Annotated in this window: 12 protein-coding genes; 9 read left to right on the top strand and 3 right to left on the bottom strand. The window is 57.8% G+C overall.

The features are described from left to right. Positions 1-109 precede the first annotated feature (109 nt). The 6 genes from pepV (at position 110) to H8696_RS09600 (ending at position 5,985) form a co-directional block, all read left to right on the top strand. On the top strand, positions 110-1,474 hold the full coding sequence (gene pepV / locus H8696_RS09625) for a dipeptidase PepV (protein WP_249317198.1): 1,365 nt from the start codon (positions 110-112) through the stop codon (positions 1,472-1,474). Between the two features lie 61 nt (positions 1,475-1,535). Beyond that, complete coding sequence (locus tag H8696_RS09620; RefSeq protein WP_249317196.1) at positions 1,536-2,387, top strand: mechanosensitive ion channel family protein; 852 nt, start codon at positions 1,536-1,538, stop codon at positions 2,385-2,387. Between the two features lie 5 nt (positions 2,388-2,392). Then, a complete protein-coding gene (locus H8696_RS09615; protein WP_330605420.1) occupies positions 2,393-2,587 on the top strand; it encodes a DUF951 domain-containing protein in 195 nt (64 codons plus the stop codon). Positions 2,588-2,612: 25 nt separating this feature from the next. Further along, the gene (gene lepB / locus H8696_RS09610; RefSeq protein ID WP_249317191.1) at positions 2,613-3,164 is read left to right on the top strand and encodes a signal peptidase I; all 552 of its coding nucleotides are present in this window, start codon (positions 2,613-2,615) and stop codon (positions 3,162-3,164) included. Next, positions 3,165-4,727: a citramalate synthase gene (cimA, locus tag H8696_RS09605; protein ID WP_249317189.1), complete on the top strand. Its 1,563-nt coding sequence runs from the start codon at positions 3,165-3,167 to the stop codon at positions 4,725-4,727. A 28-nt stretch (positions 4,728-4,755) separates the two neighbouring features. Then, on the top strand, positions 4,756-5,985 hold the full coding sequence (locus H8696_RS09600; RefSeq protein WP_249317186.1) for a glycosyltransferase: 1,230 nt from the start codon (positions 4,756-4,758) through the stop codon (positions 5,983-5,985). A 78-nt stretch (positions 5,986-6,063) separates the two neighbouring features. Here the strand turns inward: H8696_RS09600 and H8696_RS09595 are convergent, their stop codons facing one another. The 3 genes from H8696_RS09595 to H8696_RS09585 form a co-directional block, all read right to left on the bottom strand. After that, the gene (locus H8696_RS09595; protein ID WP_249317184.1) at positions 6,064-7,443 is read right to left on the bottom strand and encodes a M24 family metallopeptidase; all 1,380 of its coding nucleotides are present in this window, start codon (positions 7,441-7,443) and stop codon (positions 6,064-6,066) included. A gap of 67 nt (positions 7,444-7,510) precedes the next feature. Beyond that, positions 7,511-8,452, bottom strand: a complete 942-nt coding sequence (locus tag H8696_RS09590; protein WP_330605419.1) for an ROK family glucokinase — start codon at positions 8,450-8,452, stop codon at positions 7,511-7,513. 43 nt (positions 8,453-8,495) lie between these two features. Then, entirely contained in the window at positions 8,496-10,283 is a 1,788-nt protein-coding gene (locus tag H8696_RS09585; RefSeq protein ID WP_249317181.1) for an alanine--tRNA ligase, read from the bottom strand. 206 nt (positions 10,284-10,489) lie between these two features. On the opposite strand from H8696_RS09585, the gene H8696_RS09580 reads away from it, so the two are divergent. The 3 genes from H8696_RS09580 (at position 10,490) to H8696_RS09570 (ending at position 12,710) form a co-directional block, all read left to right on the top strand. Next, the gene (locus H8696_RS09580; RefSeq protein ID WP_249317178.1) at positions 10,490-10,984 is read left to right on the top strand and encodes a methylated-DNA--[protein]-cysteine S-methyltransferase; all 495 of its coding nucleotides are present in this window, start codon (positions 10,490-10,492) and stop codon (positions 10,982-10,984) included. A 104-nt stretch (positions 10,985-11,088) separates the two neighbouring features. Further along, the gene (locus tag H8696_RS09575; RefSeq protein WP_249317175.1) at positions 11,089-11,865 is read left to right on the top strand and encodes a ParA family protein; all 777 of its coding nucleotides are present in this window, start codon (positions 11,089-11,091) and stop codon (positions 11,863-11,865) included. After that, positions 11,862-12,710 (top strand): ParB/RepB/Spo0J family partition protein, encoded by an 849-nt coding sequence (locus H8696_RS09570; protein WP_249317173.1) that lies wholly within the window; start codon positions 11,862-11,864, stop codon positions 12,708-12,710. The genes H8696_RS09575 and H8696_RS09570 overlap by 4 nt, the downstream gene beginning before the upstream one ends. The last annotated feature ends 9 nt before the right edge of the window (positions 12,711-12,719 follow it).

The raw sequence follows: 12,719 nt of genomic DNA, 5'->3' as shown, positions 1-12,719 counted from the left end.
AATCCCTTTGCCTCTTGCCCGATGGGCGAAAGAAGTGTATCATGAAGTCGTGGAAACGAGGGCGTATAATCCTTACGATTATGCGCCATTTTCATAAAGGAGGAACGGCATGTTTGAAGGGTTTGTTGAAAAAAGATTGGCCGGTCTGGTGCGCGATCTGCAGCGGCTGGTCCGAATCCCGTCGGTGAAGTCCAAACCCAGCCCGGGCGCCCCCTTCGGTTTTGAATCGCGGCGCTGTCTTAATGAGATGCTGCTTATTGCCGCGGAGCTTGGTTTTACAGCCCGCAGCATCGACGGTTACTGCGGCGAGGTGATCTATGGCGAGGGCACGCGCAGCTTGGGCGTGCTCACCCATTTGGATGTGGTGCCGGCGGAGGATGGCTGGCGCTGTCCGCCCTTCGCCGGTGAAATTGTGGACGGCCGCATGGTCGGCCGGGGTACGGCGGACGACAAGGGGCCGGCGATTGCCTCCCTCTATGCTCTGGCCGTGCTAAGGGACGCGGGGTTTCAGCCCAAAAAGGAGATCCGCCTCATTTTTGGCACCGATGAAGAAACCGGATCGGGGGACATGGCTTACTATCGGGAGCACTGCCCCCTGCCGGATATGAGCTTTTCCCCGGACGCCCTCTTTCCGGTGGTCAACGCGGAAAAGGGCATCACCCATCTTCGGCTGAGGAAGGCCCGGACCAGTTCCACGCTCCGGTCCTTTCGCTCCGGTGTGCGCCCCAACGTGGTGCCGGACACGGCCTCCTGTGAGATTGTCTGTGGCCGGGCCGTGCTGGCACGGGTCCTGGAGGCTCTGCCCCATCCCTATACCCACGAGCTCGCGGAAAAGAACGGAATCCTACGGGCCGCCGTTTATGGGCGCTCCGCCCACGGCAGCAGTCCCGAGCTGGGCGCCAATGCCGCCATCGCGTTGGCAAAGGCGCTTAAGGAAGCAACCGATGACCCGGCCGCAGCAGATCTTTGGGCGCTGGCCCGGTGCTTCGACGCGCCCCACGATGGGGCGAGGCTCAATATTCCCTTCCGGGACGAACCTTCCGGCGCCCTCACCGCCAACCTTGGCCTCCTCGGCTTTGACGGGCAGGTGATCACCGGGGACGTGGATATTCGCTACCCCGTCACCTACACCTATGAGGATGTAGCCTCAGGAATGATCTCCGTCCTTCAGCCCATGGGATTTACGCTGGAACCTCTCTCCCGCACAGCGCCGCTGTACGTGCCGGAGGATAATGAGCTTGTCTCCACGCTGCTTGCCGTATTCAAAGAGAAGACCGGCCGGGCGGAAAGACCCCTCGCCATCGGCGGCGGCACCTATGCCCGGCACATTCAAAACGCCGTGGCCTTCGGCGCTCTGCTGCCCGAGCAGGAAAACGTCACGCATCAGAAGGATGAATACACTGAGCTGTCCCACCTGGCCTTCCTGACGGATATTCTGGCTTTGGCTATGCTGCGCCTCACGGAGCGCCCATAGGTTTTACAACCTCCCTGCCTTTTGATATACTGATACCGCATCATAAAAGGAGGAACAGGGTTTGACAAGCTGGTTTCATTTTCTGACCAAGGACCTGCCCGAGGGTCTGGGGACCGTGATCAACGTGGTGCTCAGCATCATTGTGATCCTTCTGATCGCCAAGGTTGTCATCTGGATCGGACAAAAACTGATCCGGAAGTTTTTCGTGCATCGCAGCAAGGGCCCCTTCCGCATGGAGGAACGAAAATACCAGACGCTGCTGTCGGTAACCCTCAACATCTGGAGGGTAGCCGTCTATTTTCTGGCGGTGGCCAGTATCCTGGATGTACTGGGCCTCACGGTGACCACCCAATCCCTTTTGGCTACGGCCGGCATCGGCGGTATCGCCGTGGGCATCGGTGCCCAAAGCGTGTTCAAGGATCTTCTTGCCGGCATTTTTCTTATTTTTGAGGACCAGATTGCCATCGGAGACTGGGTGGAACTGGATGGTGCGGTGGGTACGGTGGATCATATCGGCCTGCGCACCACGAGGATTAAGGGTTTTCGCGGAGAACTTAACATTATCCCCAACGGCAGCATCACCCGGGTCATCAACTATTCCCGGGACAACATCCTGGCCGTGGTGGACCTGGTGGTCAGCAATGAAGCCAACATCAACGCCGCTCTTTCTCTCATGAAGGAAGGGTCGGAAAAATATGCCCAGCACAATGAGCTTCTGGTGGAGAAGCCGGAAGTGATCGGCGTGACGGATATTTCTCCCGCCGGCACCACCCTCCGGGTGATCTGCAAGGTGCTCCCCCTCAAGCATTGGGTGGTGGAGCGGGAACTCCGCCGGGAGATCAAAAACCTGTTCGCACAGCATGGCGTGCCCCTGGCCGAATCAGCCATGGTCATTCCCATGCAGAAAGGATGACCTCAATGGATATTGAACTGGGCGATGTTGTGCGCACCAAAAAGCCCCATCCCTGCGGCGGCGACCTTTGGACAGTGATCCGGGTGGGCGCCGACATCAAAATCAAATGCAACACCTGCGGCAGAATCGTGATGCTGGAGCGTCCCGCCTATGCCAAGCGGGTCAAACGCCTGGTGGAACGGGCCGGTGAACCGGTCTGACACCAGCCGGAAGGAAGGTCTTAGGTTGAGTCAAAAAGAAAAGAAATCCCCGAAGAGTGAAGCCAAGGAGTGGCTTATTTCCATCGCCTGGGCGGTGGGTATCGCTCTTGTGATCCATTTCTTCATATTCTCCTTCACCCGGGTGGACGGCCCGTCCATGCAGCCCACGCTTTTCACCGATGAACGGGTTCTCATCACCAAGTTCGACTACTGGTTTGGCGGCATGCCCGACCGCGGGGATATCGTCATCGTACGCTTTCCCGGCCAGAGCGGCTACTACGTGAAGCGGGTCATCGGACTGCCTGGTGACACCCTGGTCGTCCGGGACAGCACCGTGTATGTCAACGGCAATCCCCTTAGCGAGGATTACGTCCAGTGTGGGCCCTATGAGGACATGGCGTCGGTAACCGTTTCCCAGGACTGCATCTTCGTGATGGGGGACAATCGGGCCAATTCCACCGATTCGAGGATTGTGGGAGAACTGAACAGGTCTCAGATCGTGGGCAAGGCCCGGCTGGTGGTCTGGCCTTTCGACCAGTTCGGTGCCCTGAGCCATACCGATCCTTTGGAGGAATAAATGCAGAAGATCCATCTTTTTGATACCACGCTCCGGGATGGAGCCCAGTCGGAGGGCGTGTCCTTCACCGTGGAGGACAAGCTGCGCATCGTCAGGCTTTTGGATGAATTTGGCATCGACTATGTCGAAGGCGGCAACCCCGGCTCCAATCCAAAGGACGTGGAGTTTTTCCGCCGTGTCTCGGAAATTCCATTAAGAAACAGCAAGCTCGTGGCCTTTGGCAGCACCTGCCGGCCGGGCATGGAGCCCGATGAGGATCCGGGCGTGGCCGCTCTTCTTCGGGCCAACACGCCCTGCTGCGCCATATTTGGAAAATGCTGGGATTTCCATGTGGCCACCATTCTGCGGACTTCTCCCGAGGAAAACCTGCGCATGATCGAAAAGACCATTCGTTATCTGGTGAGGCTGGGCAAGGAAGTGGTTTTTGATGGTGAGCACTTTTTTGACGGTTATCAAAACAATCCCGAATACGCCTTGGCCGCCCTTCGGGCTGCGGAGGCCGGCGGCGCTTCATGGCTGGTCCTTTGCGACACCAACGGCGGTACCTTTTTGACGGACATAGAAAAAATTACCCGGAAGATGGTGGAGACGATGAAAACGCCCATCGGCATTCACTGTCACAACGACTGCGGTATGGCCATCGGTTCCAGCCTCCTGGCGGTTCGGGCCGGTGCCGCTATGGTGCAGGGCACCATCAACGGGTTTGGTGAACGCTGCGGAAACGCCGATCTCATCCCCATCATTGCCGGGCTCCACTTCAAGATGGGCCTTTCCTGCGTGGCACAGGAGAGTCTGCCCCAGCTCTATCATCTGGCCCGGGAAGTGAGCAATGTGGCCAACATCACCTTCAATGAACGCTCCCCCTATGTGGGCAACTCGGCTTTTGCCCACAAGGGCGGCATGCATATGGACGGTATTTTGAAAAATCCCGCCACCTTTGAACATCTCAATCCCGATGCGGTGGGCAACAGCCGACGGTTCCTGCTTTCCGAGGTGGGCGGCAGGAGCGGGCTTGTGGCCAAACTCCATCAGATCGAGCCCCGTCTTCGGAAGGACAGCCCCGAAACCCAGCAGATCATGGACGCGCTCAAGCAAAAGGAGTTCGAGGGCTATCAGTTTGAAGGCGCCGAGGCCTCCTTTGAGCTGATGGTGATCAAATGTCTTGGACGGTACAAGCCGGCCTTCTCCATTTTGGACTTTACGGTCTTCTGCGAGCGGCCCGAGGGCGAAAATTCCGCTAAGGCGGTCATCAAAGTGATGGTGGGCGGTAAGGAGCGCCTGTCCGCCGCCGAGGGGGACGGCCCGGTAAACGCCATGGATCTGGCGGTGCGGGACGCTTTGTCCGTATTTTTCCCCTCCCTCCAAGCCATGCATCTGACGGACTACAAGGTGCGGGTGCTCAATTCGGAGGGCGCCACGGCAGCCCGGGTGCGGGTGCAGATTGCCTCCACCGACGGAAAGCGGACCTGGCGCACGGTGGGCGTCTCCACCAATATCCTGGAGGCCAGCTGGATTGCTCTCATCGATTCCCTGGAATACAAGCTGATGCTGGAAAATAAGTAACTTGGCTTTTATAAAGGAGACCTGACCCATGCAGATCGGTGAATACATCGACTCCTATTCGCCCGTAATCGACGGCGTGGTGACCTGCGTAAAAAACTATGCCTACTGGCTGAACCGGAAACACGGAAGCTGCTACGTGGCGGCGCCCCGCTGCCCCGGTTATGAGGACACCGATCCTTTTTCGGTGTATCGCTTCACCTCGGTGCCGGTTCCCAAGAAGCCGCCCTACCGTTTTGGCGTATCGGCGCTGGACTATCGCTATCACAAAGCCATGACCGCCCAGTATCCCCAGCTGGTGCATGCCCATTCGCCCTTCACGGCAGGCTGGGATGCGTTGCGCTTCGCCAAGCGCCGGGATATCCCCATCGTGGCCACATTCCACTCCAAATTCTATGACGATTTTCTGGAAGCGGTGGGCAGCCCCTTTCTGGCCCGTCAGGCTTTAAGGCCCATCGTCCGTTTCTTTACACTGGCCGACCATGTATGGTCGGTAAATGAGGCCACGGCGGAAACCCTCCGCTCCTATGGCTACAAAGGCGAAATCGAGATCATGCCCAATGGGGTGGACATGGCCGTGGACCTCCCCAGCCCCGAACTGCAAGCCCGGGTGCGGGCTCAGCTTCAGCTTACTCCTGGCAAACCTCTGCTTTTGTTCGTGGGCCAGCAGGTCAATCAAAAGAACATTCCCATGCTGTTGGAAGCCCTGGCCATTGTCAAAAAGAAGGGCGTGGACTTTCAGATGCTTTCCGTGGGCGAAGGCAAGGATCGCGCCCATTACCGGGAACTGATTGAAAATCTTGGCCTCGCCGATTCGGTGCGCCTGCCCGGGCCCATCCGCGATCGGGACATGTTGAAAGGCCTCTATCAGTGCGCCGATCTTCTAACCTTTCCCTCTCTCTATGACAACGCGCCGCTGGTGGTCAAGGAAGCGGCGGCTATGGCCTGTCCCGCCCTGCTGGTCAAGGGCAGCAATGCGGCGGCGGAAGCCTCCCTGGACAACATCAACAGCTTCCTCTGCGATGAGGCTACGCCCGAATCCATTGCCCAGCGCATCGTAGAAGCGCTTTCCGATCGGGACAAGCTTCTGGAGGTGGGACAAACTGCCCAAAAAACCTTGGTTCAGCCCTGGGAAAAGATTGTGGACCGGGTGGCCGCCCGATACCGTCAGATCATCATCGATCACAAGCCCCGGCACCGCCGGCCCCAAAAGATAAAGCTCCGGGTCAAGTTCAATATCCGGACTAAAACCAGAAGCTAACGTTCCATCAAAAAGCCCCACCTGCTCCTTCGGGAACAGATGGGGCTTTTGTTTTTGCATTAGGCCGCGGAACCGTGCTCAGTCCTGGGCCACGGCCAGCGCCCAGCCTTTGTTCAACAGATAGGGCCTGAGATAGCCCACCGTGCTGCACATGGGCAGAACGTCCTCAGACAGGTTGATATGGAGCTCCTGGCGAAGATAGGCGGCCCGCGCCTGCATCCGTCCATAAAGCTCCGGATACTGCTCCCGCAGCTCCTTCTTCAAAGCCTCATCCGCAAGCACCACCGTGCTCTCAGCGCACACACCGCCGTAGCCGGGAACGGAGGGAATGATGTCAATCTGGAAGATCATGCCGCTGCGCAGAACCTCGCTAGACCCTTCATAGACGGGCGAACAGAGCCATTCCTCCTCCGCCACCAGATGGCCGGGACAAAGGCCCCAGTGATACTCGCTTCGGGGAAGGACCTCCTCGATTTTCTGGAACAGCGCATCACCCTTCATACCGATCCGGATGTTTTCCAGCCAGGTGGCATAGGCTCCAAAATAGGGTTTGGCTACCCGGTCCAGGTATTCCTCACATCCCGCGGGAAGCTCCTCCTGCGTATGCACCGCATAGCCGGAGCGGCTGGAGGAGCCGCCGGCATAGCCCACCGTAAGCGAAATGGGGTCGCCCACCTTCACCCTGTTGTCCGTTGGGAACATGTTGGCCTTCACAAACCTGGGCCCGCTGGCTGCAATGGTGACCACGCTGGTATGCTGGCCGCTGCGCACCAGGGCATCGCCCAGCTCCAGCTCGCTGACACCCGCCTCCAGTTTATCCATGGCATCCAGCATGCAGTCGGATGCAAGAGCGGCGCCGTATTCATAGTGGGCAATTTCGTTGGCGTTGTTGGTGACTCGGGCGCCATCCTCGCCGATGAACAGTGCCGTAGCGTTGACAAGCTGGGCATTCCCGGCAATCTCCCGAATGGTCTCCACAATATAGGCGGGAACATCGAACATCCGCTTGTTTTCCTCCACCACGCTGGTAAACAGCTTCCAGCCGACAATGCCGATCCGTTTGTCCGCCCCGATGCCCGCTTCCGCCAGAAGCTGCTTCAAGGTGCAGTCCTTCCGGTTCGGCTGATTGGGCAGCGAGAACAGCGAAACATGGACCGGATCCGCTTCCAGCCGGGATTTGCCGCATTTATTCAGGTTTTCGTTGCCCAGGGCCAGCACCGCCGTACCATCCTGGTTCAGGATCAAAAGCGCCTCTTCAAAGCGGGTGAAAAAGCCCGTCAGATACATGAAATTGTTGGCATGCTCCACATCGTCATAGATCACCAGCTGATCCAGGTTGTGCTGGCGCATCCTCGCAAGAATCTTCTCCTTGCGTTCCTTCATGGTTTCATCGCTGAGCAGCACCGGCGCCGCGGCATCCTTTTGAGGCTTGTTCACTTCCTGATAGGTGATTTTCATAGGTCTTCCGGCTCCTTTCTTCATCGGGGGTCGTCGATTGGGATGGGGGAGCTTTGATCTCACACGATTATTTTTCTTCGAGAGCCAGCCGTGCTGCGCCGTACATGCCCGCATCGCCGCCCAGCTGAGCGAGACGGAAATCGGACAGGCATTTCTTCAATTTGGGATACCGCTTGTAGTGGTTGTAAACCACGTCTAGCAGATACTGTCCTGCCTTCGAAAGTCCGCCGCCGATCACGACCACTTCCGGATCGATGACATAGGTCACGTCCGCGATGTTCTTGCCTAAAAATCCCATGCAGTAATCCACGGTCTTTTCCGCAACCTCGTCCCCGGCCTTGGCCGCGTCAAAGACATCCTTGGCGGTAAGGTTGTCAAACTTTTCAAGCGCACTGGGCTTTTCGGCCTTCGCCATAAACCGCTTGGCGTTGCGCACGATCCCGGTGGCGGAGGCCATCTGGTCGAGACAGCCGTGTCCTCCGCAGTTGCAGGTCTCCGGCTCATCCGGATTGACCCAGATGTGACCGATCTCGCCGCCCAGTCCATGGGCGCCGTGCAGAATCTTTTCATTCAAAATGATGCCGCCGCCCACGCCGGTCCCCAGCGTGACAAACAACAGGCTTTTGTATCCCCTGCCGCCGCCCTGCCACATCTCGCCCAGCGCAGCCACATTCGCATCGTTGGCCGCTTTTACCGGGATACCTTCCAAAAGCTCGGAAAGTTCCTTTCCCGGATAGAAGTCATACATATCCAAATTGACCATCACATCGGCATAGCCCGTCTCGTCGATAGGGCCGGGAACGCCCATGCCCACGCTGCAGTCCGAAAGCGCGGCTCCATGATCTTGGGTAAGCGTTCGGATGCACGCCGCGATATCCTGAAAAACGCTTTTGCGCCCCATCGCGACGCGGGTCGGGATTTCTTTTTTGTCCATCAGCTTGCCCTCCGATGAGAACAGGCCGATCTTCGTCGTCGTGCCGCCCATATCAACGCCAATGCAATATTTCACAGAAAATCCCTCCAATGGTTATTTATAGTCGTTCCTGCGCCGTTCAACCATCATTTAGAACGGCCTTGATCCGTCTTACGCCCGCCGAAGAACTCTCCTCCTTCTTGATCTTGAAGTGTTTGAGCTCGCCGGTGTGGGCGGCATGGGGGCCGCCGCAGATCTCCTTAGAGTAGCCGCCGATGGTGTACACCTTCACCTTCTCGCCGTATTTGGATTCAAACAGGCCAATGGCGCCGGAGGCCTTGGCCGCCTCCAGATCCATCTCCTCCATGGTGACCGGCACATCGGCAGCGATCGCCTCGTTCACCCAGGCCTCCACCTGACCCAGTTCCTCCTTGGTGACCTTGCGGCCGAAGGAGAAGTCAAAGCGCAGGCGCTCAGCGGTGATATTGCTGCCCTTTTGGGCCACTTCATCGCCAAGGTAATGGCGCAGGGCAGCGTGCAGCAAATGGGTAGCCGTGTGCAGACGGGCCGTCTCCTCGGTCTGATCGGCCAATCCGCCCTTGAAGCGCTGTTCCGCCCCAGCCTGCGACTTCTTCTGATGCTCCTTGAATGCTTCCTCAAAACCCTCCACATCCACGGTGAGCCCCTTCTCCTTGGCCAGCTCCACCGTCATTTCAATGGGGAAGCCAAAGGTATCGTACAGGTGGAAAGCGGAGATACCGTCGATTTCTTTGCCGTCCTTGAGACGGCCCACCACCTTTTCAAACTCACGAAGGCCCTGACGCAGGGTGCGCTGAAAGCGGCCCTCCTCCTTTTTCAGCTCATCCATGATAAAATCACGGTGCCGCGTCAACTCATCATAGGCGTCTTGGTACTGACTCACCACCACTTCCGCCACCTCCGGTGTGAAGCCTTCCGCCATGCCCAGCTGCATGCCGAAGCGGATCGCCCGGCGGATCAGCCTCCGCAGCACATAGCCCTGATCCACATTGGATGGGGTGACTGCCCGGTCGTCTCCTAAGAGAAAGACGGCGCTTCGGATATGATCCGCCACAATGCGCATGGCCCGGGTGATCTCCTCCGTCTCGCCATAGCGTTTACCGCTCAGCGCTTCAATCTTTTCCAGCAGGGGCAAAAACAGATCGGTGTCGTACACGGAGGATTTGCCCTGGAGAATGCAGATGGTGCGTTCAAGCCCCATGCCCGTGTCCACATTCTTTTGCTCCAGCGGCTCATAGTCGCCCTCAGCCGTCTTGTTGTATTCCATGAACACGTCGTTCCAAATCTCCAAATACTTACCGCAGTCGCAGGCGGGCGAACACTCGGGGCAGCATTTCTCCTTACCCGTGTCAATGAACATCTCGGTATCCGGACCGCAGGGACCGGTGATGCCCGCCGGGCCCCACCAGTTGTTCTCCCGGGGCAAGAAAAAGATCTTTTCTTCCGGCACGCCCATGCTCCGCCAAAGCTCATAGGACTCCATATCCCTTGGCGCGTGCTCATCCCCGGCAAAAACCGAAAAAGCCAGCCGATCCGGGTCCAGCCCCAGCCATTTTGGAGAGGTCAGGAACTCGTAACTGTTGGCAATGGCTTCCTTCTTGAAATAATCGCCCAGGGACCAGTTGCCCAGCATTTCAAAGAAGGTCAGGTGGGCATCGTCGCCCACTTCGTCGATATCGCCGGTGCGGAGGCATTTCTGAGCATCGGTGAGCCGGGTACCCATGGGATGCTTCTCCCCCATCAGATAGGGTACCAGCGGATGCATGCCCGCCGTGGTGAACAGCACCGTGGGATCGTTCTCCGGAATCAGGGAAGCGCTTTTAATGACGGCATGTCCCTTCTCCTGAAAGAACTGGATAAACTTTTCACGCAATTCTTTGGCTGTCATAACTTGCTGCTCCTTCATGAAAAATCAGCGGAAGCCTCCGCTGTATTTGGGGCCGGTCAAAGGTCTCAAAAGCCTTCAGACACGGCGTTTTTCTGCCTTTATACGAACGAATGTATTATACCTTGCGGTTAGAAAGCTTGTCAACATGGCTGGCGCTTCTTCCAGGTCCATGCTATACTAAAACCATCAATTCGAAGGAGGCTGCTATGGCCAAACTTCATGTGGTGCAGCAATGGATTCCTTCCCCTATCGGTCCGCTTCTTCTGTTGTCCTCGGAAAAGGGCATTGTGGGGCTGGATTTTTCCATGGAACCGGTGCAAAAGCTGATAGAGCGGGGCAAGCTTGCCGTGGATGGAGAGGGCGACCCCTTCCATGCCGAATCCCAGCTCTTCGAGTATTTCAACCGAAGCCGCCGGGTGTTTGAACTGCCTCTGCACATGGTGGGTACGCCCTTTCAGACCAGCGTATGGCGTGAGCTTACCCTTATTCCCTACGGCCATACCATTTCCTACCGCAAGCTGGCCCAGCGCGTGGGCTCCCCCCAGGGGTTCCGGGCGGTGGGCGCCGCCAATGGCAGGAATCCCATTCCCATTATTGTTCCCTGTCACCGGGTGATCAACCACAACGGCGCACTGGGCGGCTATGGCGGCGGCCTTGACCGCAAAAAATTCCTCTTACGGCTCGAAGGGATCCCCATCTAACGAAGATTTTTCTTGGCCAAGGATGCGTTCCTTGGCTTTTTTCATTGTGGATCACCCCCACTATACGGTATAATGATAAAAGCAATCAAAGGATGTGATCTGATTTGGGTAAAATAATCGCCATTGCCAACCAGAAGGGCGGCGTGGGCAAAACCACCACCACCATCAATGTGGCGGCTTCCCTGGCCTATCGCGGCCTTCGCGTACTTTGTGTGGACCTCGATCCCCAGGGCAATGCATCCAGCGGACTCGGCGTGGATAAGACCCATGTGCCCGCCTCCACCTACGATGTGCTCATCAACAGCGTGCCTATCGACAAGGCCATCGTAACCACCAGCATGGCGGGTCTGTCTTTGGTTCCCTCCAACATCCAGCTGGCCGGCGCCGAAGTGGAACTGGTCTCCGCAGCCAGCCGGGAATATATTTTGAAGAGCGCCTTGAAGCCGCTGGCCCCCTATTATGATTACATCCTCATCGACTGCCCCCCTTCGCTGGGATTGCTTACCCTGAATGCGCTGACTGCCGCCGACCGGGTGATGGTCCCCATTCAGTGCGAGTATTACGCTCTTGAAGGCGTGGGACAGCTGATGAATACCGTACAGCTGGCCAAGAACCACCTCAATCCCGATCTTTCTGTGGAAGGTGTGGTGCTCACCATGCTGGACGGCCGCACCAATCTGGGCATGCAGGTTGCCGACGAGGTGCGCAAGTATTTTCGCAGCAAGGTCTATGACACCATTATCCCCCGCAACGTGCGTCTGGGCGAGGCCCCCAGTTTTGGGCTACCCATCATTCTCTACGACGCACGATGCATCGGCGCCCAGGCCTATCTGGCGCTGGCCGACGAGATTATCGAACGCAATGGAGGCAAAAAAGCATGAAGCAACGCTTAGGAAAAGGATTGGGCGCACTGCTCCCCGATATGGCCCCGGAGGAAGTATCCGGTTCCGCCGTCCGGGATCTGCCCATCACGCAGGTAGATCCCGATCCCGCACAGCCGCGGAAACATTTTGATGAAGAGGCCCTCCGGCAGCTCGCCGATTCCCTGAAGCTCCACGGCATGATCCAGCCCATCGTGGTTCGCCCCGAGGGGCCGGAGCACTACGTGATTGTGGCAGGCGAGCGCCGTTACCGGGCCGCCCGGCTCCTCGGACTTCCCACCATTCCCGCCATTGTCCGGGATTTTGAAAAGCGGGCGGCTATCGAAGCGGCGCTGGTGGAAAATCTGCAGCGGCAGGACCTCAACCCCATCGAGGAGGCCGCCGCTATTGAGGCCTACATGGGCACCTTTGATCTGACCCAGGAGGAGGCCGCCGCCAATCTTGGCAAAAGCCGGCCCGCTCTCACCAACGCCCTTCGGCTGCTGAGACTTCCTGATGATCTTCAGGAGCGGGTCATTGCGGGCGCGCTCACCGCCGGTCATGCACGGGCACTCCTGTCCGTGGAGAGCGATGATCTTCGCCGGGAGCTCGCCGCGGTGATGGAATCCCAGGAACTCAGTGTCCGGCAAAGCGAGGCCCTCATCAAGAAGATGACCAGCGAAAAAAAGAAACCGAGGGAGGCGGCACCCCTCCCCGCCGAGTTCGAGGATTTTGCTCAGACTCTGCGGGAAAAGCTGGGAACCAAGGTTACGGTAAACGGAACCTTGAAGCGGGGACGCATCGTGATCGATTACTATTCCCGGGACGACCTGGACCGGATTTACGAGTTCTTCGATCAAGAGTAACCGGCAAGG

This window comes from Gehongia tenuis, from assembly GCF_014384795.1.
Lineage (GTDB): Bacteria > Bacillota > Clostridia > Christensenellales > NSJ-53 > Gehongia > Gehongia tenuis.
This window is presented reverse-complemented; position numbering and strand designations above follow the sequence as displayed.

Excerpts from the sequence above, each read along its gene's own strand:
- pepV (WP_249317198.1), top strand. The coding sequence starts at position 110 with ATGTTTGAAGGGTTTGTTGAAAAAAGATTGGCCGGTCTGGTGCGCGAT.
- H8696_RS09615 (WP_330605420.1), top strand. The coding sequence starts at position 2,393 with ATGGATATTGAACTGGGCGATGTTGTGCGCACCAAAAAGCCCCATCCC.
- cimA (WP_249317189.1), top strand. The coding sequence starts at position 3,165 with ATGCAGAAGATCCATCTTTTTGATACCACGCTCCGGGATGGAGCCCAG.
- H8696_RS09600 (WP_249317186.1), top strand. The coding sequence starts at position 4,756 with ATGCAGATCGGTGAATACATCGACTCCTATTCGCCCGTAATCGACGGC.
- H8696_RS09595 (WP_249317184.1), bottom strand. The coding sequence starts at position 7,443 with ATGAAAATCACCTATCAGGAAGTGAACAAGCCTCAAAAGGATGCCGCG.
- H8696_RS09585 (WP_249317181.1), bottom strand. The coding sequence starts at position 10,283 with ATGACAGCCAAAGAATTGCGTGAAAAGTTTATCCAGTTCTTTCAGGAG.
- H8696_RS09580 (WP_249317178.1), top strand. The coding sequence starts at position 10,490 with ATGGCCAAACTTCATGTGGTGCAGCAATGGATTCCTTCCCCTATCGGT.
- H8696_RS09570 (WP_249317173.1), top strand. The coding sequence starts at position 11,862 with ATGAAGCAACGCTTAGGAAAAGGATTGGGCGCACTGCTCCCCGATATG.